The organism is Streptomyces albicerus, assembly GCF_008905045.1.
Lineage (GTDB): Bacteria > Actinomycetota > Actinomycetes > Streptomycetales > Streptomycetaceae > Streptomyces > Streptomyces albicerus.
In genome coordinates, this window is record NZ_VWMY01000037.1 from 16,790 (window position 1) to 40,480 (window position 23,691).

Sequence of the window (23,691 nt, forward strand, 5' to 3'; positions counted from 1 at the left end):
CCAGCCCAGCGGCCGGCGCCGACGCAGACTGGGAGTGTGATTGACGAAGAGACCAGGTATGGAGCCGTGCGAAGCAGGGACGCCCGGTTCGACGGGGAGTTCTTCTTCGCTGTGGAGACGACGGGAATCTACTGCCGCCCGAGCTGCCCGGCGGTGACGCCGAAGCGGGAGAACGTGCGGTACTACGCGACGGCGGCGGCCGCGCAGAGTTCCGGGTTCCGGGCCTGCCGTCGCTGCCGCCCGGACGCCGTACCGGGATCCGCCGAGTGGAACGTACGCGCGGACGTCGTCGGACGCGCGATGCGGATGATCGGCGACGGCGTCGTCGACCGCGAGGGCGTCGCCGGGCTCGCCGGGCGGCTCGGCTACAGCGCCCGGCAGGTGCAGCGGCAGCTCACCGCGGAGGTGGGCGCGGGCCCGGTGGCCCTGGCCCGGGCCCAGCGGGCCCACACCGCGAGGGTGCTGCTGCAGACCACGGCGCTTCCGATCACGGAGATCGCCTTCGCGGCCGGCTTCGCGAGTGTGCGCCAGTTCAACGACACGATCCGGACGGTGTACGCGTCGACGCCGACCGAACTGCGCGCCGCCGCCCCCCGCCGGAGTGCCAGCCACCGGCGGAGCGCCACCCCGCCCCGTACGGCCACCCCCTCCGCGGGGATCCCGCTCCGCCTCGCCCACCGCGGCCCGTACCAGGCCACCGCCGTCTTCGACCTGCTGGCGGCCGAAGCCGTCCCGGGCATCGAGGAGGTGACCGGCACCCCGGGCACCCGTACCTACCGCCGGACCCTGCGCCTGCCGTACGGCACCGGCATAGTCGCCGTCGGCGAGCGTCTCTCGGGGGCCTCGGCCCACACCAGCGGCTGGCTCGACGCGAGGCTGCACCTCACCGACCTGCGCGACCTCACCACCGCCGTCCAGCGCCTGCGGCGGCTCTTCGACCTCGACGCCGATCCGTACGCCGTGGACGAGTGGCTGGGCGCCGACACACGGCTGGCTCCCCTGGTGGCGGCAAGGCCGGGACTGCGTTCGCCCGGCGCCGCCGACCCGGAAGAGCTGGCGGTACGCGCACTCGTCGGACGGGACGAGGCCGAACGGCTCGTGCGGTCGTACGGGAAGCTGCTGGACGCGCCGTGCGGGACGCTCACCCACGTGTTCCCCGAGCCGGCCGTTCTCGCGGAGACCGGCGGCACACTGGGCGTCCTCGCCACCGCTCTCGCCGACGGCACCCTGCGTCTCGACCCGGGAGCCGATCGCGACGAGGCCCAGAAGGCTCTGCTCGCTCTGCCCGGTATGGATCCACGTGTCGTGGCCGCCATCCGTACCCGCGTTCTCGGCGACCCCGACGTGGCACCACCGGACGAGGACATCCCCGACGCCTGGCGCCCCTGGCGCTCCTACGCCCTGCAGCACCTGAAGGCGGCCGCCCGGACGGGCCCCGTGACCACGAGCGAGCCGAAAGAGCACTGATCATGACGACCACGTACTTCACGACCCTCGACAGCCCGGTCGGCCAACTCCTGTTCACCGCCGACGAGTTCGGAGCACTGACCTCCCTCTCCGTTCCCGGTCAGAAGGGCGGACGCACCGTTCAGCCCGACTGGCGGCGCGCGCCGGAGCTCTTCCGGGACGCCGAGCAGCAGCTCGCCGCCTACTTCGCCGGTGAACTCAAGGAGTTCCAACTGCAGTTGAGGGCGAGCGGCACCGCGTTCAGGGAGAAGGTCTGGGACGCCCTCGACTCCGTTCCCTACGGGGCGACGACCACGTACGGGGAGATCGCCGCCCGGATCGGCGCGTCGCGCGCCGCCGTACGGGCGGTAGGCGGCGCGATCGGAGCCAATCCGCTGCTGATCGTCAGGCCGTGCCACCGCGTGATCGGCGCCGACGGCTCCCTCACCGGTTACGCGGGCGGACTGGAGCGGAAGCTTCAACTCCTCGCTCTGGAAGGCCGATAGCGTCCGCCAGCTCCTGCACCACGACGTCGTACGCGGGGTCGGCGTAGTACGAGCTGTGGGCGAGCAGGGGAGACGCCGGATGACCGTCGCGGGCGTTGACGTTGTGCGGGTCGCGGAGTTGGTACTCGGGGCCCATCCTGCGCAGCCAGACCCCGTCGGTCGCGCCGCCATTCGTGCCGCCGGTCGCACTGCTGGTCGCACTGCCGGTCGTGCCGCCGGCCGGAACGGAGCCGGCCGACGTGCCGTCGATGGCCGTCCAAGCGGTGTCGATGGGGGCGGGGTCCAGCCGGTCCGAGGCCGGACGGGCCAGGACCGGCCCGCCGAGGTAGTCGCTCCAGCGGTGCAAGTTCCGCCAGCGGCCCGGAAGTTGGGCGTACAGGGCGTTGAGGGCCTCGTAACCCACGTACGTAGGGAAGAGGCGCGCGTACGCCCACATCAGCTGCGAACCGTGGGTGACGAGGGCGAGCCGCTCGCGGGCGCCCGAGGCCACGGTGAGGGCCGCGGCCACGCAGACCAGGCTGCCCTGGCTGTGGCCCGACAGGACGACCTTTCCGCCGTCGACGGTCTTGTCCTCGACGCGCTGGGCGAGCGCAAGGACCGCGCGGCCGCCGTACGGGGGCGGGACGATCGGGTGGGTCAGGCGGGGCCAGAAGGCGAGCAGATCCCAGAGCACGCCCACGCTGCGGCGCCAGGCGGGGCTGCGGAACGCGCGTACGCCGAGGAAGGCGAGGCCGGCGGCGATCCCCGTGAGGACCCAGGTGCCGAGCACCTCGTCGCAGAAGGAGAAGAAGGTCTCGCGGCCACCGTCGCCGTACACGTTCCGGCGGAGCCAGCCGGGGCCGGGGTCCTTGCCCGGGAGGACGGCGAAGCCGGCGAGGAGGCCCTGCACGAGCGAGGCGACCGCGCCCACGCCGCCCAACCACGCCAGCCAGCGAGGCAGTTGGTACTTGAGCCTGCCGCGTCGCCAGGCCGCGCCGATGGCCTTGACCGTGCGTGGACGCACGTCCTCCCCGGGGTAGTCGTCCTTGATTCTGGCGTGGAGATCCATGCCCCCGGGCAGCCGGGGCCAGAGGTAGCGGCAGATGAGGAAGACGGCGGCCACCAGGATCAGCGGGACCACCAGCAGTCCCCACAGCAGGGCCGTCACATGGAACAGCTCCGGCAGCTCCAGTGGCTGCCTGGTCTTCGCGACCTCGTCCGGATGCCCGAGGAGCCGCGCTGTCTGGAGGGCGAGCCCGGAGGTGAAGCCCGTCGCCAGGAGCACCGCGAAGCCCGTGAGGACCGTGCACGCCATGCCGGACCACATGCGCCGGTAAGGGGTGGGTACCGGAGCGGAGAACCGGCGGGACAGCGCGAAGTTGGCCCCGGCGAGGACGAGCAGCAGCAGCGCCGCGGACGCGTAGTGAGCCTGGAACGCCCAGTCGAAGCCGGTCAGGCGGGCCGGGCGAGAGCCCGACGTCCGCACGGAACTGCCTCCCCAGCAGGCTGCGATCACCGCGACACCGGCCAGGACTGCCCAGGAGGCCTTGTTGAGCCATCGGTAGGCGGCGGGAACGGCACTCGGATCGACGGCGGCATCCGCGTCCTCGGTGCCCAGCGCACGGCCGGCCGCCGTGACCACGACGCACCAGACGGCGATCGCGGCGGCGGCCCAGAAGAGCGTCCACAGCACGGTGTGGGACCAGCCGCCTGCCGGGACGAAGCCGCGCACCTTGTGCGTCGACAGGTGGGAGACGACCATCGCGACGACCGCGAGCGCGGTGGTCAGATGGAGCAGGCGCAGCAATGCCGTACGTGGTGCGGGGGACCAGAACTCCCGCTGGTCCAGGGCGCCTACGGGATCGGGCTCGGCTTCGGCCTTGGCTGCGGCCTCGACCTTGGTCGGTGAAGCCAGGCGGGCAGGGTGGAGGTACACCTTGGTGCTGAGGGAGCCGAGCAGCCAGACCAGGGCCGCGGGCACCGCCGCACCGAAGGCCAGTCGCCAGGACCAGCCGAAGTCGCGACTGCCGATGAGGGGGACTTGCCTCGCACACGCCCGGTTGCCGCCGCACTGCCACGCCACGAGGTCGATCGAGACGAAGGCGACGGTGGTCACCAGGAGCACCGTCAGGACCAGGCCGAGCAGACGGAGCGAGCCGTCGGCGACCTGCCGCGCCCGCTTGCCCCTGCCTTCCGTCCCGAGCTCCCGTCCAGCCCCGGACTCTCCTCCAGCCCCGGACTCCCCTCCAGCCCGGGACTTCCTCCCCGTCCGGGACTCCATCGGCAGCGTGTACCGCGCCAGGTTGATCACTCCGAACGGAGCCATCAGCAGCCACAGCGCCTTGGAGATCGAACCGGAGGTCATCGTCCCCCAGTGGAACGCCTCGCACCGCGTCCCGGACGCCGGAGGCGCCGGTGAGTGGCGGAAGAACCGTGCCGTGTCGTCGCCGTCGACCTGCCGGATGCTCTCGATCTCCAGAAGGCTCTGCGGAGGCGTCCCGCTGACCCCGTGGACACGAATCTCCACCGTCTCTGCCATGACCACAGCATTTCCGCGCCGGCGGGCGGGGTCCATCGCGCAGAAGGGTGAGGTTTCGGGCCGGGGGAGCGGGCTTTCGGGTTACTCCTCCAGGCCCCAGCTGTGGATCCGTCGTGGATGGACGCGGATCAGCTCCTCGCTGAAGTGCGGGCCCAACTCGTGCGGGCCGGTGAGGAGTTCGGCCTCACCCCGGATGTCGACGCCGCGGACCTTCCAGGGGCGGAGGCTGACGATGTCGTCGACGACGAGGGCGACCTTCGGGTTCTTCTGCAGGTTTCGCCATTTCTTGGTGGTCCCCATGGCGTAGCCGCCGATCAGGATCGTCCCGTCGTCCTGCGGATAGAAGCCCACGGGGTTGGCCTGCGGCTGCCCGTGCTGGTCGACGGTGGCCAGGCGGCCCAGCCGCTGGGACTTCAGGTACGTCCGTTCGGCTTCACTGAATACGGTCATGTCCGCAGCCAAACACGGTATTCGCCTCATGCGCATCGGATCCTTGCCCTAGGTCCGGAGACCTGCACCGGTCAGGCTCCGTCGGAGAAGGCAGGAACGCATGGTCGGACGGACGCTGATTGCCGTGGCCGGAGCGCTGGCGCTCGCGCTGACGGGTGCGACGGTCGCCCATGCGAGCCCTGGTCGAGACGCGGCCGTCCACGCGATTCCGGAGCCCGTCCCCCGAGCCGCCCCCGCCCACTGGACCGGCACCTGGGAAGCCGCCGCCTCCGGTACCACTGCCGCCCTGCCCGGCGCCTCGATCCGTAACGTCGTCCACACGAGCGTGGGTGGCACGGCCGTCCGCGTACGGATCTCCAACCGTCTCGGCACCCTGCCGCTCGCCCTCGGCGGAGCCACCCTCGCCAGACAGGAACCGAATGCCCCGAAGAGCCCGGCCGCCCTCCCGGGCACGATGCGCACGCTCACCTTCGGCGGCCGGAAGAAGATCACCGTGCCGACGGGTACGGACGTCATCAGCGATCCCGTCACGCTGCGCGTCCCCGCCGCCGCCAATCTCCTCGTCACCCTCCACACCCCCGGCGACCCGGGCCCGGCGACCTACCACCGCTCGGCACTGCAGACCAACTTCCTTGCGCTGAAAGGCAATCGCGTCGCGGACGTGAGCGGCGCGGCGTACACGGCCACCACCGGCTCCTGGTACTACGTGACCGGTGTCGACGTACGCCGTGCGGACGCGGCGTGGAGCGTGGTGGCGCTCGGCGACTCCCTCACCGACGGCTCCGGTTCGACACCGAGCGCCAACCGCCGCTGGCCGGACCGGCTCGCCGAGCGACTCCGCGCCCTGCCGCCGGGCCGCCAACAGGGCGTTCTGAACGCGGGAGTTGCCGGGAACCGCCTGCTGCTCGACGGCCGGGGGCCGAGCGCGCTGGCCCGGTTCGACGCCGATGTCCTCTCCCGCACCGGGGTGCGCACGCTGATCGTGATGGAGGGCATCAACGACATCAAGACCGTGCCGAACCAGACCGATCCGGCCGCCCTCGGAGCCGCGTACCGCGAGATCGTGTGGCGCGCCCACGCCCGCGGCATCCGTGTCGTCGGGGCCACACTCACTCCGTTCGGCGGCCACGGCGCCTACACGGAGGACCGCGAGCGCGTACGCCAGGCGGTCAACCAACTCATCCGCACGAGCGGCCTGTTCGACGGGGTCGCGGACTTCGACGCCGTCGTCCGCGACTCGTCCCGGCCGCACCGCATGCTGGCCGCCTACGACCCCGGCGACCACCTCCACTTCAACGACGCGGGCATGCGGGCCCTGGCCGACAGCATCGACCTCGCGGCCCTGACCGGATGACTCACGGTGTGGGCAGTCCCCAACGCGGGGCTTCCTCGTTCGGTTCGACGGGCGTGATCCGCAGGTCCGGCCGGTCACCCTTGGCGGTGATGAGCGCCGACTCGCCCTTGCGCAGGGCGACTTGGATCGCTCCGTCGCCCGCGTCCTCGTACCGCAGCGGCCGCCCGCGCCCGTCCCGTACGTCGATCGCTCCCGCTATGCCATGCCGTACGACACAGGGGGCGCCCGCCTCGCTGACCAGCCGCACCCAGCGGGTCACCCCGCCCTTCCGTACCGCGCTGAGCAGAAACGCGCCCTGCGTACGGAAGTCGTGCACCGTCAGGTCCGCCCAGGCGGCGGGCAGCGCGGGGAAGACGCGGATGACACCGCCCCAGGACTGGCAGACCATGTCGTGGAGCGACTGGGCGGCGGAGAGCGGGGTCTCGATGACGGGGCCCGACTCCTTGTACATCGTGTTGGGCTGGATGAAGCGGGACATGAGCTGGCCGAGGTAGGTGAGTGCGTCCTCGCCCTTGCCGAGCAGCGCAGACATCGAGGCCGCGCCCGTGAACGTATAGCCCTGGAGGGCACCCTCGAAGCCGACCCAGTGGGCCAACGACCTCTCGATCAGGGCCCGTTCGTCCGCGGTGCGGCCCGTCAGCTCGTACAGCGGATAGACGGCCAGGAGATGTGAGTAGTGGCGGTGGGACTTGGCGAAGGGGATGTCCGCGCCGATCATGAAGCCGTTCGCGTCCGTCGGGTACGCGGCCCGCCGGTCCAGGACCTCGCGCCAGCGCGGCGCCGACTCGTCGTCGATGCCCAGGAGTTCGGCGGACACCAGCAGGGTGCGGCAGCCCCAGGTCAGCAGCATCAGGTCGTAGTTGCAGTCCCGTGAGTTGCCGCCGTACTCGGGTGAGAAGGTCGCCGGAAGATGCAGCTTGCCGTCCGCGCCCGGCTCCAGGAAGTGCAGGTAGTAGTTGATCGCCTTGCGGAGGAGCGGGAAGAGGACGTCCCGGAGGATCGACTCGTCCATGGTGTGGCGGTAGCTGAGCCAGACGTTGTGCAGGGCCCAGGTGAGGTTGCCGACCTCGGGAGTCGGCGGGTCCTGGCCGGGGATGCCGACGCCGTATCCCTCGGCGTTGCTCGTCGCGCCGCCGTTGACCAGATATGCGTCCGTCGTGCGCGGGACGCCCAGCGAGTCGGCGCGGTACGCCGGTGCCATCTCGGCCGTGAGGTGGTCACGGAATTCGCTCAACGCCCTTGTGACGGCGTCCAGTTCGAGGTGGTTGGAGCCGTGGATCAGCCAGTACTCCAACTGCACGTTCAGGTTCCACCAGGTCGCCGGCCACGGCGTGGACTCCAGCCAGGGTCCGCTCGTCGCCATCACGGGAGCGTCGCGACGGGCCGCGGACGCCGTCTTGTAGAGCTGGATCCAGTAGAAGCGCTGAACGCGCGCGTCGGGGAGGGACAGGAAACTCTTGCGGTAGAAGGCGTGCCACCAGACGCGATGCGTCAACGCCAGTCCGTCGTACGGCAGTTGAGAGGTGCCGCGGATGACGGCGAGCGCCCGGCCCAGTGCCGTCGACTTCGGGTACGAGTGCGCGACATGGACGTACAGGGTCCGCCGGGAACCCCGTGCCCGCTCCCGCCACGCGGTGACGTGCTGGCCGCCGGACAGCAGCGGTTGCACGGCCGCGGAGATGCCGTCGTGCTGCTCGATCTCGGCGGGCGGGTTGCCCGCGTATCCCTCCGGCAGCGGGCGGAACGCGGCGCGCGGGCTGATCGCCTCCGCCGGATGGAACACCCACCGGAAGTCGCGCTCGCCCTCGCTCGGTGTCACCTCGACGGCGAGCACGGAGTGGGAGGTGTGCACCAGGGCGCGGATCGTGAGGGTGCCGCGGTCCGTGGTGAGCGTGCCGGTCAGCTCGGCGTCGCGCAGGCCGAGCCGCCAGTCCGGACCGGTGATCGTGCCCACCGGCTCCAGCGTGAAGTGGCCGATCGGCAGCCGCGCGAGACCGAAGAGCGAGCCGAACCGCGGGCGGTGATCCTGCACCTCGGAGTGCTGGACGTTGAAGCGAACGGCCGCGGTCTCCCTGCCCGGTTCGGCGTAGATGCCGGAGCCGAGGAAGCCGTTGCCCAGGTACGGGCCCTCGTACCAGGTCTTCGGCATCCGCTGCCAGACGAGGTCGGCGTCGTCGAGAACGGTGCGCCAGGGATCGGAATCGCCGACGGCGTCGATCCCGGCTCCGGTCCCCATCCCGGCTCCGGCCTCGGCTCTCGCCTGGGCGGGCAGCGCGCCCGCGAGCAGCGTCCCGCCGAGGGCGGATCCAGTGGCGAGCACGGTACGTCTGGACGGGCTGGGCATGCTGCCTCCTGGCGGCTCGTTCTGCTGCGTGCACATGGAGATTCATCGGAGCTATCCCAGGGCGCAACGTAGAGAAGGTGCGGGAGGTCGTCAATATGAAGGGAGAGATCCGATGTGTGAAGGGCTCCAGTCCCAGTTCACGGCCAACCGGATCAGGGCCATCTGGATCAGGGCCATCTGGATCAGGGCCATCCGGATCACGGACCCCGTGGCGGACCGGATCAAGCCCCCCAGATCACGGCACCGAGCCACGCCCCCGTGATCAGCAGGCATGTGAACAGCTCCACCAGCACGCTGGTCCCACCCCCTCGCATCGCCGAGCGGACCGACGCCTTCGCCGCCCGGTGACTGCCGAGCCGCAGCCGTTCGGCGAGGTAGGCGCCGCCGAGGAAGCCGGGAATCGCGCCGAGCACCGGCAGGAGGACGAAGCCGAGCAGCGCGCCGACGCCCGCGTACACCGCCATGCGGGGGGTGGCGCCGCTCGTACGCAGCCGGCGTGGCGGCAGGTGCCAGCGGATCACCTGGGAGAGGAACAGGACGGCGGTGGCGCCCACGAGCACGTACCACGAGAGCTCCTGGGGATCCTCGAACGCCCACCACAGGACCGCGGCCCACACGAGCCACGACCCGGGTGCGCCGGGCACCAGCACTCCGCTCAGACCGAGCAGTATCACCAGGCCGACCAGCAGGAGTTCCCACGCTCCCATCTGTCCAGAGTGCCGGAGTACGGGCGGAACCGCAGGTCAGAGTCTGTCGGCAGGTGGGCGAATCCGCAGGTCAGCCCTGCCGTTCCCGGGCCACCCAGCCCTTCTCGTACACGTGCCAGCCCAGCTGCAGCCGGGTCGTCACGCCCGTCAGTTCCATCAGCCGCTTCACTCGGCGCTGCACGGTCCGCAGACCGAGGTCGAGCTGTTTGGCCACGCTCGCGTCGGTGAGCCCCGCGAGGAGCAGGGAGAGGATCTCCAGGTCGGTGCCGTCCGGTCCGTCCGGGTCCTCCTCGGTGACCGTGCCGGTCGCGCCGAGACGCAGCGGCAGGGCGTCCCGCCACACCGCCTCGAACAGGCCCGACAGCGACTCGAGCAGCCCGCTCGCGTGGACGACGAGCGCGGCGGGCTCCAGGGTCTGCGAGGTCAGCGGCACCATGGCGAGGGTCCGGTCGGCGATCACCAGCTTGGTCGGCACCGTGTCCACGACCCGTACCTGCTCGTCGCGGCCGAGTGCGGCGGACAGTTCGGTGAGGCCGCCCGGCAGGTGCAGTACCGACCGCTCGACGACCACGCGGTAGCGGACGCCGCGGTCGGCGGCCTGCTCCTCCGCGTCGTTGTCCGTCCCCGAGACGACGACGGGATTCCCTGTGACGAGCGCGCACACCTCCTCGCTCGCGCCGAGCTGGAGCTGAAGAAAGCGCTGCGCGACGGCGGCCGCGCCGGTCACCACCTCGACCAGGTCGTGCGCGGCGGGCTCGGCGGCCTGCGCGCGGTACTCCTCGGCGAGCAGCGCGGCCGCCAGTTCCGCCTGGTCCAGCTCGTGGCGCCGCTGGGTGAGCAGGGCGCCGAGCGCGACACCGGGTGGCGCCGCGACCCAGCGTCCCGGCCGGGCCGACGACTGGGCCGCGAGACCGTGCCGCTCCAGCCTGCGCAGCGCGCGCTCGGTGTCGTACTCGCCGAGCGTGAGCCGGCGCGCGAGATCGGGCACGTCGGCGGCGCCCACGCACACCAGTGCGCGGTACGCCGATTCGTGCGTCTCGTCCAGCCCTATCGCTGCCAGCCCTGTCGCTCCCAGCATGCGGCGACGCCCCTCCCCGAAGACCGGCCGTGGCGGAAAACGGCCACGGCGTAAATCCGCCTCGGCACATCATCGCCGTACCGTCCGCCTCTCTGCCAAGGTGGCGCCACCGCGGCACGATGCGCGGCCCGTAATGCCTGCCTTGGGCCTTATTGGCCTGCGCGAACAGAGGGGGCGATCTTGAGGAGGGGGACACTTCGACACGGTCCTGGGGGCGGCCGCGCCACCGTCGTGGCCGTCGCGACGGCCGACCCCGTTCGGGGTGGCCACCGACGAGGACCGGCCACGAAGCCACGGCTCGCCCTCAGGGAAACAGGTCACACTCAGGGCCGAACTGAGCGACTCCCATGGGAATTAGGGGGCACTCGGTCATCGAGACGGTGACTCGGGCTTCGCGAGACGGTGATTCTTCGGGCTTCGCGAGACGGTGACTCGGGTCTGTCGAGACGGTGACCGGGGCCTGCGGCGTGCGTGCGCCAGGCCCTGGTCACACCGGCGCCGCCGGGCGGTTCTCCCGTGGGGGGTGGGACCGCCCGGCGGTTTCGCATCGCCGTTCTACGCCCAACCCACTGGCCGGTTTTTCCGGATGCACCGTTTTCATCCGGCCGCCGCGGTGGACAATTGGGGGCATGAGCCAGCAGGGGGAGAAGCCCACCGGTCATGAGGACGACTGGTGGGGGCAGCTGTACGACGACTCCACAGGAGACACGGGGCCCGCGCCCGCGCCAGACTCCCTCGACGACCGCTTCGCCTCGGCGGCGGACACCCTGGGATCACCCGACGACATGCCTCCGGCCCCGCCCGCCGCGGGGCCCGGCATCCCACCTCCCCGCACCCGAACTCCTGCAGATCGGCGCCGCCTTGGGGGTGGGGTGGAATCCGGGCCCCCGGGGAGCGGCACATCCGTCGGCGCCGGGCCCGACACGGAAAGGCCTGCGGCCGAGGGGACAAGCGCCAAGGGCTCTGAGGCCGGATGGCCGGCCGCCGGGGTGCAGGCAGACACGCCAGGCGTGCCCGGATCCGGAGGGCCTGTGCCCGGCGGGTCGGCGGTGGGCGGACTTGGTGCCGGGGGGCCTGTGGCGGGGAGCGAGTACAGCGGGGCGCAGGCAGAGGCGCTTGGTGCGCCTGGATCCGGTGTGCCTGGATCCGGTGCGCCTGGATCCGAAGGGCCTGCGCCTGCGCGGGAACCGAGCGGACCGGAGGCGGTAGCGCCGCGCGGGCCTGCAGCCGACGGGGCAGCGGTCAGTGGTGCCGGGATCGGCGGAGCCGACGCCAGTTGGCCTGCGGTTGGCTGGGAGCCCCGCGGGCGGTCGGCAGACGTGCCGGGTGCGCCTGGGACCGGAAGGCCCGCGGCCGGCGGACCGGCTGACGGCGGGCTCGAGGACACGGGGTCCGCGGCCGGATGGGCAGCCCACGGGCCCTGGGCCGGTGCCCCGCGTGAGCCCGCCCCCGGTGAACCCGGCGCTGACGGAGGCGAACTCCGGACCGGTGGGCCGGAGGCCGACGCGCTCAGGCGCAGCGGGCTTCAGCGGCAGCGGGCTCCCTGGGAGGCCCCGCCCGCCGAACCTCCGGGGCCGACTTCCTTCCCGCCAGGCCCCAAGCCGCCGGGGTTCCACGCTGCGGGGCCCCGCAGCGGTACGTCGACAGAGGTGCCCGGGGCGGGGATGCCCGCCGATTCGTCGCCGCCGCCCGCAGGCCCCGCCGACCCGTCGCCGCCGCCCCCAGGACCCGCCGACCTGTTGCCGCCCGCAAGCCCCTCCGATCCGGCTCCACCTTCCGGAGCCGCCGCACCTCCGTGGCCCCAGCCACCGAGCGGCCCGCCCGGGGACTCGTCAGACGCCGACAGCCGGTCTGCGGGGCGAACCGATACCCCGACCGGGCGCCTGTTCGCCGGGCGGCCGGCGGACCGGCGCGACAACTCCTCCGGCGGACCGGCGGACGCTCTCGCCGACAAGCGGTCCGACGTTCCGGCCGATCGCCCGCCTGGCGTTGGAGGCGACAGCCGGGCCGCGGGGCAGGCCGAGGCCCCCGCCGACAGCCCGTTCCCGGGGCAGGCCGGTGCTCCCGCGGACGGCTCCTCCGCCGGGCAGGCCGATGCCTCGGTCCGTAGCTCGTCCAACCCCTCCAACCCGTCCACCTCGCCCAACTCGTCCACCCCGTCCGCCGGAACGCCCGCGGACGCCCCGTACACCCCACCCGCCAACCTCATCGACGCCCCGTCGGACACCCCCTCCGACCAACCCCCCGTACAAGCCCTGAACACCCCCACCCCGGTCGGCTACGTGGGCTCCGGCCCGCCCACCTACGACGCCGAACCCACCGCCCTGCCCCCCGCCGACCCGGACGACCTCGACGACCTCGTGGCGGACACGGTGCTGGACGGGGCGTCGTACGGGATGTGCACGTTGCGGGCCGTGTCCGTGCGAGGGGACTCGGCGCGGTTCAGGGGGGAGCCGCGGCGCGACTCCCTGCTCACCGCGCGCTTCGGTGTCGGCGACGGCGCGCTCGTGCTCGTCGCCATGGCGACCGGAGCCCGCGCGACGCCCGGCGCGCACCGGGCCGCCGCGGAGGTGTGTCAGTGGATCGGGCGGGCCGTGGGCCGCAGCCATGTCCGTCTGGCCGAGGACATCAGGGCCGCCCGGCGCGGCGACCTGAAGTCGGGACTGCACCGGCTCACCGACCGCAGCCTCGGCAAACTGCGGGCCAGCGCCGCCGAACAGGGCATCGCCCCCGAGGAGTACACCGCAGGACTGCGCTGCCTCCTCCTCCCCGCCGACCCCGAATGCCGTACGCGCGTCTTCTTCGGCGTCGGAGCGGGCGGCCTCTTCCGGCTGCGCGACGGCGAATGGCAGGACATCGAGCCGCACGTCGCCGACACCACCGGCGAGGCCGTCGTCGGCTTCGGATCGCTGCCCCACGAGACCCCCGAGGGCGACCGGCTCACCATGGACCTCGGCATCACCACACCCCCGAGCCCGTACGAACCCGCCCCCGAGCCGCCGCCCCGCGACCCCTTCCGCTTCCGTGCCTCCGTCGCCCGCCCGGGCGACACCCTGCTCCTGTGCACCAGCGGCCTCGCCGAACCCCTGCGCGGCGAACCCCGCCTGGTCGAACACCTCACCTCCCGCTGGTCCGGCGGCGATCCGCCCGGCCTCGCCGAGTTCCTCGCCGACACCCTGGTCCGGGTCAAGGGGTACGCCGACGACCGCACGGCCGCGGCCGTTTGGGAGGCGTAACCGCGCTCGCTGTGAATTCATGGGACCTGAAAGCAATCCCGTGACAGCGAACGACAGCGGAACACAGCTAAGGGGCGCGTGACTCATGGCCAAGCAGAACGTCGCCGAGCAGTTCGTCGACATCCTCGTCCGTGCCGGCGTGAAACGCCTGTACGGAGTCGTCGGCGACAGCCTCAACCCGGTCGTCGACGCCATCCGACGCAACTCCGCCATCGACTGGATCCACGTCCGGCACGAGGAGACGGCTGCCTTCGCGGCAGGCGCCGAGGCCCAGATCACCGGCAAGCTCGCCGCCTGCGCCGGTTCCTGCGGCCCGGGCAATCTCCACCTCATCAACGGCCTTTACGACGCCCACCGTTCCATGGCGCCGGTCCTCGCCCTCGCCTCGCACATCCCCTCCAGCGAGATCGGCCTCGGGTACTTCCAGGAGACCCACCCCGACCAGCTGTTCCGCGAGTGCAGCCATTACAGCGAGATGATCTCCAACCCGAAGCAGATGCCCCGGCTGCTCCAGACCGCCATCCAGCACGCGGTCGGGCAGAGCGGTGTGAGTGTCGTGTCGCTGCCGGGCGACATCGCGGACCGGCCGGCCCCGGAGAAGGCCGCCGAGAGCGCCCTCGTCACCTCCCGCCCCAGCGTGCGTCCCGGCGACGCCGAGATCGACAGACTCGCCGCGATGATCGACGAGGCCGACAAGATCACCCTCTTCTGCGGCAGCGGCACGGCGGGAGCGCACGCCGAGGTCATGCAGTTCGCCGAGAAGATCAAGTCCCCGGTGGGGCACGCCCTGCGCGGGAAGGAATGGATCCAGTACGACAACCCGTACGACGTCGGCATGAGCGGACTCCTCGGGTACGGCGCCGCCTACGAAGCCACCCACGAGTGCGACCTGCTGATCCTGCTGGGCACCGACTTCCCGTACAACGCCTTCCTGCCCGACGACGTGAAGATCGCCCAGATCGACGTACGGCCCGAACACCTCGGCCGCCGCTCGAAGTTGGACCTCGCGGTGTGGGGCGACGTGAAGGAGACCCTGCGCTGTCTCACCCCGAGGGTGAGCCCCAAGACCAACCGCCGCTTCCTCGACAGGATGCTGAAGAAGCACGCCGACGCGCTCGAAGGCGTCGTCAAGGCGTATACGCGGAAGGTCGAGAAGCACGTCCCGATCCACCCGGAGTATGTCGCCTCCGTCCTTGACGAACTCGCCGACGAGGACGCCGTGTTCACCGTCGACACCGGTATGTGCAACGTCTGGGCGGCCCGCTACATCTCGCCCAACGGCCGCCGCCGCATCATCGGCTCCTTCTCGCACGGCTCGATGGCGAACGCGCTGCCGCAGGCCATCGGCGCCCAGTTCATCGACCGTGAGCGGCAGGTCGTCTCGATGTCCGGCGACGGCGGATTCTCCATGCTGATGGGCGACTTCCTCACCCTCGTCCAGTACGACCTGCCGGTGAAGGTCGTCCTCTTCAACAACTCCTCCCTGGGCATGGTCGAGTTGGAGATGCTGGTCGCCGGACTCCCCTCGTACGGGACCACCAACAAGAACCCCGACTTCGCCGCCGTCGCCCAGGCGTGCGGTGCCTACGGCGTACGTGTCGAGAAACCCAAGCAGCTCGCGGGCGCCCTGAAGGACGCCTTCAAGCACAAGGGCCCCGCGCTCGTCGACGTCGTCACCGACCCGAACGCCCTCTCCATCCCGCCGAAGATCAGCGCGGAGATGGTCACGGGCTTCGCGCTGTCGGCGTCGAAGATCGTGCTCGACGGGGGAGTCGGCCGCATGGTGCAGATGGCCCGCGCGAATCTCCGCAATATGCCCCGGCCTTAGGCCTGTCCGCCCGGCATGCCTTAGATGTACGGCCCCCACTGGCGCGCGGAGGTGTCGTACCCGTAGCGCGGAAGGCCCTTGATGCTGGTCGTGCGGAACGGGCGACCGTGGTCGTCGATGCGGACCGTGCCGGTGCGGCCCTGGGAGGACCAGTCCAGCTCCAGGTACCAGCCGCAGTCGCAGGTCTCGGTCCGGGCGGTGACCAGCAGCACCTCGGGGTCCTCGGCGGACACGCGGTAGGGCATCTGCACGGCCGGGATGGGGCCCTCGCTGTCACCGCCGGGCAGCGAGCGGGCGATGGGCCGGTCGGCATCCAGGTTGACGGAGAAGAAGCGGGGGGTGAGCGCTCCGCCGCAGCCCTGGTCCATGGAGTAGGCGTTGCCCTGGACCGGGGTTGCGCGCGCGACGACGCGGACCCGGAGCGCCTCCAGGACGACGGCCGTGGAGTTCCGCCCCTGCACCGAGATCTGCACATTGGTCTCGCGGCCGTGCAGGGCGCCCTGCGTCGCCGCCCATGGTCCGGCATCCTGCGCGGCCGGGGGCGGCGGGACCTGCGCCGGCGGCTTGTCGATGACGTAGTCGTGGCCGCAACCCTGCGCCCAGACCTGTGAGTTCGCGGTCCAGGTGAGCGGTACGGCGGAGGATGCGGTGCCTTTCTCTTTCCCCTTCTCCGACGGTTCGCTGTTCCTGCCGGGGGATTCGGAGGCCTTCCGAGAGCTGTCGGCCGAGGGTGACGGCGACGGTGACAGCCGGGTGGTCTCGGGGGATGGGCTCGCGGACTGGCGGTCACGTGAGCCGGGTGCCGTCGTCGGGGTCGGGGTCGGGCCGACGGCTCGGGACGGGGCGTCGGAGGACCGGTCGGACGACAGGGCCGCCAGGCTGCCCAGCGTGGCGAGCAGCGCGGACGCCACGGCGGCGGTAACGGTGATCCGCCGCCGGTACCAGGCCCGCCGGGGGCGCGGACCGGAGACGGGGGCCTTCGGCCTACGCGCCATGGGTTCGCCCGGCGTGCTCGGGACGGAGCCGCTGGGTGTGCCTGAGGGTCCGGTGCCGGGTGCGCTCGGGGAGGAGTCGCCTCCTGCACTCGGGAAGGAATCGCCTCCCGCGCTCGGGGAGGAGTCGCCTCCCGCACTCGAAGGGCTCGACTCCGGCTCGCCCGTCCCCTCGGGCGAACCGGCGGAACGCGGCCGCTGCCGGGCCGCCACCGCCCCGATCCAGAGGCGGTGCAGTTCGAGCCGTTCGGCCGGCGTCGCCTCGCACAGCGCGGCGAACCGTTCCACGGGCGCGAAGTCGAGCGGTACGGCGTCACCGGCGCAGTAGCGGTGCAGCGTCGAGGTGTTCATGTTCACCCGGCGCGCCAGGGCACCGTAACTGCGGTCCGTACGCGCCTTCAGACGCCTCAGCAGTGCCGCGAACTCCTCGACGTCGTCGTCCCGAGTCGACACCGTTCCCCCGTACTCGTCGTGGCCCCCGGTCGAAGGGGCGCGTGCCGTCCCGGGAGGGCATCCCAGGCAGTCCATATACCTGCACGTCAGATGGCCTGGGATGGTTCCACCGTGGCGGATCCGGCGCTGCCTGTTGCGCAGAAACCGAGTGACGGCTGATGCTCTTGGTGTCGCACCGACCGCCGCCGGACCGACCAGCCGGCGGCAGCCCACGACGGGTCTCGCGGCGATACCGGACACCGACGCACGCGGCTGACCTCTGCCTGCGTCGCGTTTTCCGTCCCACGTCACTCACGCCCACGTCACTCACGAACGCAGATCCGCCATGCACTCAGACACAGGGGGACCCATGCCCAAGCACACCCGAGCCGCCGTGCTCACCGCACTCGCCGCCGCGAGTGTCGCCCTCGGGGCGGTGCTCGCCGGCCCGGCCGGCGCCGCCGCGAAGGACACGAGCGCCTCGACGCACGCATCAACGAGCACCTCCGCGAAGGCGAAGGCGTGGCCGAAGTTCCTGTCGGCCAGGGAACTGCCGCCGCACCCCACGTCTTCCTGGCGGGCGGGCAAGGTCACGGACGGCGTGCCCGACGAGATGCGGTTCTGCATCCAGAAGGCTCTGCCGGGATACGACTCCCGGTACCGCGACTTCCGCACCGACCTCGAGACCAACGCCCAGCAGCTCACCTTCGTCGTCGGCAGCAACGCCAAGGCCAAGGCCCTGGCCGCGCGGCTGAACAAGGAGATCAGGTCGTGCGCGGCCCGGATCGAGCGGGCCGACCCGGATATCGACGCCAGGTCGAAGGACTACGGGAAGCTGGCGGTCGAGGAGGGCGCCCACGTCCACGGCCTGCAGACCAACGCCTCCTGGGGCGCCATGGACGTCCACCTCCTCTCGGTCGGCCGGGACGGCCGGGCCGTCACCGTCGTGATCTGGGGACAGATGGGTGACCTCGCCCACGCGCCGGTGAAGGCGTTCAAGAAGACGACGACCACGGCGGTCGACAAGCTCTACTGACCCGATCGAAAAGAGCCCGATCGAAAAGAGCCCGACCGAAAAGAGCCCGACCGAAAAGAGCCGGAGCCGCCCTCCCGTCACGGGGGTCGAGAGGGCGGCTCCTCGCACATCGCCGCCCCAAGCCTCCGACAACACCTCCACGTCGAGTACCAGTCGAGTACCAACTGCCGTACGTCCTCGTCGAGTACGGCCAGTTCGTCTGCCGCCTCTCAAGCAACAGACGCACCGGTCGGCCTCCCCTCGCCCGCACCCATGGGCGTACGACAGGTGGTTGACGATTCGACATGACTGTCACGTTCAGGGCGGGGCATGCATTCCGTGAACGTGTTCGAGCAGGAGGGGAACCGACAGCGGCGTGCGGGCGGGGGTCATGAAGAGGCATGCACGAGGAGGCGGTCCCGTGGTATCCGGGGCCTTCTCGGCGAAGACGGTGAAGATGACCAAGACGATGGAGGACTCGGCGAACGGGGCGACCGACCAGCACGGTTTCGCGCAGCTCAGGCGAAGGCTCGGGCGCTGCGATCTGCGGGCGGTGCCCGAGGTCCGCAGAGCGCTTCGGGACCTGCTCGCCCACTGGGGGAGGCCCGGCAGATCCGAGATAGCGGAACTACTGACCAGCGAACTCGTCACCAACGCGCTCATCCACACCGACCACGACGCGCTGCTGACAGCCACCGTCGGCCCACGCGGCCTGCGGGTGGAGGTACGGGACTTCGTGGGACGCAGGCCCAGACTGCGCGTACCGAACGCCGACGACGGTACGCACGGCAGAGGCCTGGTCCTGGTGCAGTCCCTGGCGGACGCGTGGGGCGTACGAGTGCATGGGGTGGGGAAGGTGGTCTGGTTCGAACTCGACGGGGGCACGGCATGAGATGCCGTGCCCCCGTCCGGAGTTGAGGCCGCCAAGGGCCTGGGTCCTGCTGGCTGTGCTCAGCCGAACTGCTGCTCCAGGTCCTTCAGCTTGCGCTCAAGGGAGTCGAGTCGCGGCAGGGCCATTGTGTCGTCCTCCGCGGTGAGGTCGACCGTGACCGACTCACTGCCGCGCCGGACGGGCTGGAGCGATGGCCGGGCGCGTACGGGCAGTTCCGGCGTCGATATGGCAGGCTCCGCGGCGACCTGGGCGGCCGCGGTGGCCGACTGGAGTTCCACCTGTCGGCCGCCGCGTCCGGCTAGCCCGCGGTGGCCGCGGGTGATCGCCTTGATACGGGCGCGGTCCAGCTTCTCCTGGTCGCGCCGACGCTGCCGGTTCTGCTCCTTCTCCCGCTTGTCCTCACGCACTTCCTCGACCGCCTCGTCCAGGCTGCGCACACCCTCCAGGAGCATCAGCGACCAGGCGCCGTAGGTCTCACGAGGGGCCCGCAGCCACCGTACGATCCGGATCTGCGGCAGCGGCCGGGGCACCAGGCCCTGCTCGCGCAGGGCGGCACGGCGGGTCTGCTTCAGCGCGCGGTCGAAGAGGACGGCGGCCGACAGGGACATGCCGGCGAAGAAGTGCGGGGCGCCCGCGTGGCCGAGACCCCTGGGGGCGTGCACCCAGTTGAACCAGGCGGCCGCGGCGGCGAACGTCCACACAAGTATCCGGGAGCCGAGCGCCGCGTCACCGTGGCTGGCCTCGCGCACCGCGAGCACGGAGCAGAACATGGCCGCGCCGTCCAGGCCGAACGGAACCAGGTACTGCCAGCCGCCGGAGAGATTCAGGTTCTGCTCGCCGAAGCCGACCAGGCCGTGGAAGGAGAGCGCGGCGGCGACCGCGGCGCAGCAGAAGAGCAGTACGTAGGAGGCGGTGCCGTAGACGGCCTCCTTGCGTCTGCGGCGCTCCTCGCTGCGCTCCCACGAATCGTCGGTGCTCGTCTTCTCCCCGGCGCGCTTGCCGCGCGCGAGCACCGCAACCGCCGCCAGCAAGCCCAGGAGCAGCACGGCGCCCGGAAGCAGCCAGTTCAGCGATATGTCGGTCAGTCTCATCTGGGGTCCCTTGCATTGGGATAGGGCGTAACGCCCGCCATAGTGGCCCAATCCCGCGTGTCCTCAGGGGGTTTCGGGGCAAGAGGCCGCCAACGGAGTGCAAGGGGGTGCGCGAGGGCGACATTCTGCTCGAACTGCCGCTTGAGGAGCGGGAGTTGAGTTCGAGTTAGATTACCCGTACGGGTGGTTCCACGGTAAGTTCTTGCGCCAAGTGAGGATTCTGTGAAGCGACTGTAACCAAGGCGCCCGGTTCCGGGGGTCAAGACACCTGGTTCCACGCGGAGTTGATCATAGGTGACGCGGACTCAGCCTGCCGCCGCCGCTTCGGCCGCTTCGGCCGTCAGCTTCGCGATGCGGACCGCCTCGGAGTTGCGCGGGCAGTTGGCGCAGGTGTCCTCGGCGTCGAGGGTGTAGTAGAAGCAGCAGCTGGCCCGGTCCCGGGTGGGCAGGCACTCGCCGTTCGGACCGGTCACCTCGCGGAAGGCTGCCGAGCCGACGTACGGCCGGGTCGTGCCGGGAAACAGCCGCTCCAGTTCGTCCGTCGCGCGCTGCCGCTCGCCGAGGAGTCCGGCGACGTACCAGAGGCTCTCGACCACCTCGTCCGTCGCCATGCCCCACAGGGCGCGGCCCCGGCGCCGCGTCCGGGGGCCGAATCCGCCGAGGACCGGCTCCAGGTGCTCGGCCACGGCGGCCCGTACCTCCGCGCGCAGGGCCTCGTCGTCCGCGACGACGCGGGCGCCGGGCAGCGCGGCCGCCGGGTCGTCCGGCAGGCAGGCGAATTCGGTGACGCGCACGGCGATGCGACCGGGCATGCGCTGGAAGGTGACGTGTTCCACAGGGAAGCGGGGTACGCGGCGCAGCAGGAACCACGGCACCGTGAACAGCAGACAGGCCGGCCAGGCGTAACGGTGCAGGCCGAAGGTGGCGACGACGTCCGGGCGGGCCCGCTGTCCGTGGTCCGCGAGTGCCTGTTCGTCGTCCCAGGCGAGGAACGCGTCGAGCTCCGCCCCGCCCGCCGCGAGCCCCGCGACAGGGACCCGCCCGCCGTCCATGGGGGCCGGCTCCCCAGGGGCGAGTTCCGTGACGCCCAGGCCCGGGAGCACCTCGGTCATGCGCGCATACGCCTCGGTGAGGGGCGAGCGAAGCGAGATGAGGGTCCCCCCGGACGGAGCCTGGGGGAGGGCCGGGCGGGAGTCGGCGCCGGGCCAGGTCTCGGCCGGGGCGGGAGCGGACATGCAAGGACCCCGTTTCACGATCATTTGCAGGTAAGGCTTACCTTACCCGATACGATCGAGGTTTACCCTGTTCTGTCGGGGTCGCTCCGGACCCCACCCGAAATACCACCACCACCGCCAACACCGGAGGAGGCTCCCGTGGAGAAGGCCGGTTCGCGCGAGGCGTACGGCTCTGCCGGGGACCCTTCGAAGGCCGAGGCCGAGGCCGCTCCCGACGGGGGAGCGGTGCGGGTGCCTCCCCGGGCGCGGGCGGCGGACGCGGACCGCGAGCGCGGGGCGGGCCGCGCGGGCGCGCCGCGAGAGGACTCCGTTTCCGCTGCCCCCTCCGAGGGCTCGGTCCGCGGGGAGCACACGCACAGTGAGACACCGATTCCGCAGCCGCGGGTGACGCGCGAAGGCGCACGGGAGGCGCGGGCTTCAGGTGCGGCGGGTGCGGCGGGTGCTGTGCGGCACGAGGGGCGTTCGGGCGCGGGCGGGACCTCGGCGCGCGAAGGTCTTCCGGGTGCGACCACTGGCGCTGTGCGCGAAGGTCTTCCGGGTCAGGCCGGTACCGCCGCGCGCCACACCTCGCCGGGTCGCCCCGGCGGCTTCGGCGCCCCCGGCGAACCGGGCGCCCCCGCCGCCCGCCATTCCTCCACCTCTCCATCACCCCGCCCGGTCGTTCAGCGAGCCTCCGTCCGCGGCCAGATCCTCGATGCTCTCCGGGCCGCCCTCGTCGCCGGTGAACTCGCCCCCGGCGAGGTCTACTCCGCCCCCGCGCTGGGGGAACGCTTCGGCGTCTCCGCGACGCCCGTCCGCGAGGCCATGCAGCAGCTCGCCGTCGAGGGCGCCGTGGAGGTCGTCCCGAACCGGGGCTTCCGCGTCGTGCGGCGCGGCGCCCGCGAACTGGCCGAGCTCGCCGAGATCCGGGCCCTCGTGGAGGTGCCGGTGATGCTGCGGCTGGCCCGTACGCTGTCCGCCTCCTGCTGGGCGGAGCTGCGCCCGCTCGCCGAGGCGACGGTGGCTGCCGCGTCCACCGGTGACCGGGCGCGTTACGCCGAGTCCGACCGTGCCTTCCACGCGGCGGTCCTCGCCCTCTCCGGCAACCGCCAGCTCGTACAGCTCGCGGACGATCTCCACCGCCGCGCCCAGTGGCCCCTCGCCGGCGCCCCCGGCTGCCGCACCCGCGCCGAACTGCTGGCCGACGCCGCCCAGCACACGGCGCTGCTCGACGCGCTGACCGCCCAGGACCTCGCGGTCGTCCAGTCCCTGGCGCGGGAGCACTTCGCGGGCGTGTAGCCGGTATGTGCCGTTCGCCTCGGGCCTGTCACGGTTGCGTCCGGCCGTGTCCACGGCCACCGCTCCCGGGAACCCGGCCCGCGGCGGTACGTGTGTCACCCCTCACGAGGTGACCGAACGCGGTGACCGAACCCACCGGGGGTACCGACGATGTTTCCCGACCCTGGCATGCAGGCGGCACAGCAGCACCACTCCGACGCGGCACGTCGATTCCGTGAGATGAACGACCACATGGACGCCCAGCGCCGCCACCGCAACCGCGTGCGCGGCCGCTCCGGCTCCGGCCTCGGCGGACTGCTGAAGCTGATCCTCGTCGTGGCCGTCGTCGTGTTCCTCGCCCAGAACCCCGAACTCCGCGCCGAGTCCTGGACGTTGGTCCAGGACCTTTGGGCGAACGTCCAGAACAGCCAAGCGGACTCGGGGAAGTGAGCCCCCCGAGACCGCTCAAGCCGTGGCCGCGGGCGGCGCCAACTGATCCGCCAGCCACGTGGGTACGCCCCCCAGCAGCCGGAACAGCCGGCCCGCCTCGGCCCGCAGCCTGGAGGCCTCCGGTTCGGTCTCCGCGTCGGCCAGGGAGGCCAGCGCCGGGGCCGTGCCGACCAGGTAGCCCAACTCCTCGCGGATGCGCAGGGATTCGGTGAAGCCGTGCCGGGCCTCCGCCAACTCGCCGTCGCGCAGGGCGAGTCCGGCGAGATGGCGCCAGGTGAAGGAGAGCAGCAGGGAGTCGTCCTGGGCGACGGCGCCCGCGTGGGCGCGGCGGTAGGCGGCACGGGCGGACTGCGGGGAACGCGCCAGGTTCTCCGCGAGCAGGCCGCGCCGGAAGTCGAGCAGGGCCCGGCCCGGAGCACCCGGCGCGATCAGCGCAGCCGCCCGGCCGAGCGCGGCCCGCGCCTCGTCCGCCCGGTCGCGCACGGCGAGCAGCGTGGACGCGTACGCGAGCTGCCCCCGCTCGCACGCCGCGGCGCCCCGCTCGTCGTCGCTCTGGGCCAGCGCCTCCGCCGTACGCAGCGCGTCCTCGGCCTCGGCCCACCCCTGCTCGGTGTAGAGACACCGCTCGACGAGGAGCGAGGCCCGCTGGAGGGCGGCCCCCGCCGTACGCGGTTCGAGGAGCGCGGCCGCGTCGGCCCAGCAGGCGCGCGAGCGCAGCCGCCATACCGCGGTCTGGAGTGGATCGTCCCCTGCAGCCGTTCCGTAACCAGACATGGCGGTTTGCGCCACGTTGCCCTCCCCGAGCACGCCATTGAGCTGTTGAGTGGTGGCCGCATCTCAGCACGAATGGGCGCGCCCGG

Annotated in this window: 18 protein-coding genes; 9 read left to right on the forward strand and 9 right to left on the reverse strand. The window is 71.9% G+C overall.

Translation table 11 applies throughout. The annotated features are described in order from the left end of the window. Positions 1-39 precede the first annotated feature (39 nt). Together GAS53_RS31030 and GAS53_RS31035 are read left to right on the forward strand one after the other, a co-directional pair. Positions 40-1,467, forward strand: a complete 1,428-nt coding sequence (locus tag GAS53_RS31030) for a bifunctional transcriptional activator/DNA repair enzyme AdaA (RefSeq protein WP_151481129.1) — start codon at positions 40-42, stop codon at positions 1,465-1,467. Between the two features lie 2 nt (positions 1,468-1,469). Continuing rightward, on the forward strand, positions 1,470-1,952 hold the full coding sequence (locus GAS53_RS31035; RefSeq protein ID WP_151481055.1) for a methylated-DNA--[protein]-cysteine S-methyltransferase: 483 nt from the start codon (positions 1,470-1,472) through the stop codon (positions 1,950-1,952). Here GAS53_RS31035 and GAS53_RS31040 read toward each other — a convergent pair. Further along, entirely contained in the window at positions 1,891-4,470 is a 2,580-nt protein-coding gene (locus tag GAS53_RS31040) for a hypothetical protein (protein WP_151481056.1), read from the reverse strand. The two genes, GAS53_RS31035 and GAS53_RS31040, sit on opposite strands and share 62 nt — an antisense overlap. A gap of 81 nt (positions 4,471-4,551) precedes the next feature. Then, on the reverse strand, positions 4,552-4,920 hold the full coding sequence (locus tag GAS53_RS31045; protein WP_151481057.1) for a PPOX class F420-dependent oxidoreductase: 369 nt from the start codon (positions 4,918-4,920) through the stop codon (positions 4,552-4,554). A gap of 100 nt (positions 4,921-5,020) precedes the next feature. On the opposite strand from GAS53_RS31045, the gene GAS53_RS31050 reads away from it, so the two are divergent. Then, complete coding sequence (locus GAS53_RS31050; protein ID WP_151481058.1) at positions 5,021-6,274, forward strand: SGNH/GDSL hydrolase family protein; 1,254 nt, start codon at positions 5,021-5,023, stop codon at positions 6,272-6,274. A 1-nt stretch (position 6,275) separates the two neighbouring features. On the opposite strand, the gene GAS53_RS31055 is transcribed toward GAS53_RS31050, so the two are convergent. The 3 genes from GAS53_RS31055 to GAS53_RS31065 all read right to left on the reverse strand — a co-directional run bounded on the left by GAS53_RS31055 (position 6,276) and on the right by GAS53_RS31065 (position 10,403). Beyond that, the gene (locus GAS53_RS31055) at positions 6,276-8,618 is read right to left on the reverse strand and encodes a glycosyl hydrolase family 95 catalytic domain-containing protein (RefSeq protein WP_151481059.1); all 2,343 of its coding nucleotides are present in this window, start codon (positions 8,616-8,618) and stop codon (positions 6,276-6,278) included. Positions 8,619-8,839: 221 nt separating this feature from the next. Further along, positions 8,840-9,325, reverse strand: coding sequence for a DUF456 domain-containing protein (locus GAS53_RS31060; RefSeq protein ID WP_151481060.1), 486 nt, complete (start codon positions 9,323-9,325; stop codon positions 8,840-8,842). Positions 9,326-9,395: 70 nt separating this feature from the next. After that, positions 9,396-10,403 carry a helix-turn-helix transcriptional regulator gene (locus GAS53_RS31065; protein ID WP_151481061.1) on the reverse strand — a complete coding sequence of 336 codons (1,008 nt, stop codon included), beginning with the start codon at positions 10,401-10,403 and terminating at the stop codon, positions 9,396-9,398. A 1,664-nt stretch (positions 10,404-12,067) separates the two neighbouring features. Here GAS53_RS31065 and GAS53_RS31080 point away from each other — a divergent pair. Further along, a complete protein-coding gene (locus GAS53_RS31080; RefSeq protein WP_225859188.1) occupies positions 12,068-13,639 on the forward strand; it encodes a protein phosphatase 2C domain-containing protein in 1,572 nt (523 codons plus the stop codon). Between the two features lie 85 nt (positions 13,640-13,724). After that, entirely contained in the window at positions 13,725-15,467 is a 1,743-nt protein-coding gene (locus GAS53_RS31085; protein ID WP_151481063.1) for a pyruvate dehydrogenase, read from the forward strand. Between the two features lie 20 nt (positions 15,468-15,487). Here GAS53_RS31085 and GAS53_RS31090 read toward each other — a convergent pair whose 3' ends face one another. After that, positions 15,488-16,912: a helix-turn-helix domain-containing protein gene (locus tag GAS53_RS31090; protein ID WP_225859189.1), complete on the reverse strand. Its 1,425-nt coding sequence runs from the start codon at positions 16,910-16,912 to the stop codon at positions 15,488-15,490. A 349-nt stretch (positions 16,913-17,261) separates the two neighbouring features. Between GAS53_RS31090 and GAS53_RS31095 the strand changes: the two genes are divergently transcribed. Then, the gene (locus GAS53_RS31095) at positions 17,262-17,927 is read left to right on the forward strand and encodes a hypothetical protein (RefSeq protein WP_151481065.1); all 666 of its coding nucleotides are present in this window, start codon (positions 17,262-17,264) and stop codon (positions 17,925-17,927) included. A gap of 448 nt (positions 17,928-18,375) precedes the next feature. After that, positions 18,376-18,798, forward strand: coding sequence for an ATP-binding protein (locus GAS53_RS31100; protein ID WP_151481131.1), 423 nt, complete (start codon positions 18,376-18,378; stop codon positions 18,796-18,798). 59 nt (positions 18,799-18,857) lie between these two features. On the opposite strand, the gene GAS53_RS31105 is transcribed toward GAS53_RS31100, so the two are convergent. Next, positions 18,858-19,889, reverse strand: a complete 1,032-nt coding sequence (locus GAS53_RS31105) for a DUF2637 domain-containing protein (protein WP_151481066.1) — start codon at positions 19,887-19,889, stop codon at positions 18,858-18,860. A 305-nt stretch (positions 19,890-20,194) separates the two neighbouring features. Further along, positions 20,195-21,001: a (2Fe-2S)-binding protein gene (locus GAS53_RS31110; RefSeq protein ID WP_404829310.1), complete on the reverse strand. Its 807-nt coding sequence runs from the start codon at positions 20,999-21,001 to the stop codon at positions 20,195-20,197. A 567-nt stretch (positions 21,002-21,568) separates the two neighbouring features. On the opposite strand from GAS53_RS31110, the gene GAS53_RS31115 reads away from it, so the two are divergent. Together GAS53_RS31115 and GAS53_RS31120 are read left to right on the forward strand one after the other, a co-directional pair. Continuing rightward, positions 21,569-22,402: a GntR family transcriptional regulator gene (locus GAS53_RS31115; protein ID WP_225859198.1), complete on the forward strand. Its 834-nt coding sequence runs from the start codon at positions 21,569-21,571 to the stop codon at positions 22,400-22,402. A gap of 219 nt (positions 22,403-22,621) precedes the next feature. Continuing rightward, positions 22,622-22,831, forward strand: coding sequence for a hypothetical protein (locus GAS53_RS31120; protein WP_151481068.1), 210 nt, complete (start codon positions 22,622-22,624; stop codon positions 22,829-22,831). Between the two features lie 15 nt (positions 22,832-22,846). Here the strand turns inward: GAS53_RS31120 and GAS53_RS31125 are convergent, their stop codons facing one another. Beyond that, a complete protein-coding gene (locus tag GAS53_RS31125; protein ID WP_151481069.1) occupies positions 22,847-23,620 on the reverse strand; it encodes a hypothetical protein in 774 nt (257 codons plus the stop codon). Positions 23,621-23,691: the final 71 nt, after the last annotated feature.

Excerpts from the sequence above, each read along its gene's own strand:
- GAS53_RS31035 (WP_151481055.1), top strand. The coding sequence starts at position 1,470 with ATGACGACCACGTACTTCACGACCCTCGACAGCCCGGTCGGCCAACTC.
- GAS53_RS31040 (WP_151481056.1), bottom strand. The coding sequence starts at position 4,470 with ATGGCAGAGACGGTGGAGATTCGTGTCCACGGGGTCAGCGGGACGCCT.
- GAS53_RS31045 (WP_151481057.1), bottom strand. The coding sequence starts at position 4,920 with ATGACCGTATTCAGTGAAGCCGAACGGACGTACCTGAAGTCCCAGCGG.
- GAS53_RS31050 (WP_151481058.1), top strand. The coding sequence starts at position 5,021 with ATGGTCGGACGGACGCTGATTGCCGTGGCCGGAGCGCTGGCGCTCGCG.
- GAS53_RS31055 (WP_151481059.1), bottom strand. The coding sequence starts at position 8,618 with ATGCCCAGCCCGTCCAGACGTACCGTGCTCGCCACTGGATCCGCCCTC.
- GAS53_RS31060 (WP_151481060.1), bottom strand. The coding sequence starts at position 9,325 with ATGGGAGCGTGGGAACTCCTGCTGGTCGGCCTGGTGATACTGCTCGGT.
- GAS53_RS31065 (WP_151481061.1), bottom strand. The coding sequence starts at position 10,403 with ATGCTGGGAGCGACAGGGCTGGCAGCGATAGGGCTGGACGAGACGCAC.
- GAS53_RS31080 (WP_225859188.1), top strand. The coding sequence starts at position 12,068 with ATGCCCGCCGATTCGTCGCCGCCGCCCGCAGGCCCCGCCGACCCGTCG.
- GAS53_RS31085 (WP_151481063.1), top strand. The coding sequence starts at position 13,725 with ATGGCCAAGCAGAACGTCGCCGAGCAGTTCGTCGACATCCTCGTCCGT.
- GAS53_RS31095 (WP_151481065.1), top strand. The coding sequence starts at position 17,262 with ATGCCCAAGCACACCCGAGCCGCCGTGCTCACCGCACTCGCCGCCGCG.
- GAS53_RS31100 (WP_151481131.1), top strand. The coding sequence starts at position 18,376 with ATGGAGGACTCGGCGAACGGGGCGACCGACCAGCACGGTTTCGCGCAG.
- GAS53_RS31105 (WP_151481066.1), bottom strand. The coding sequence starts at position 19,889 with ATGAGACTGACCGACATATCGCTGAACTGGCTGCTTCCGGGCGCCGTG.
- GAS53_RS31110 (WP_404829310.1), bottom strand. The coding sequence starts at position 21,001 with ATGACCGAGGTGCTCCCGGGCCTGGGCGTCACGGAACTCGCCCCTGGG.
- GAS53_RS31120 (WP_151481068.1), top strand. The coding sequence starts at position 22,622 with ATGAACGACCACATGGACGCCCAGCGCCGCCACCGCAACCGCGTGCGC.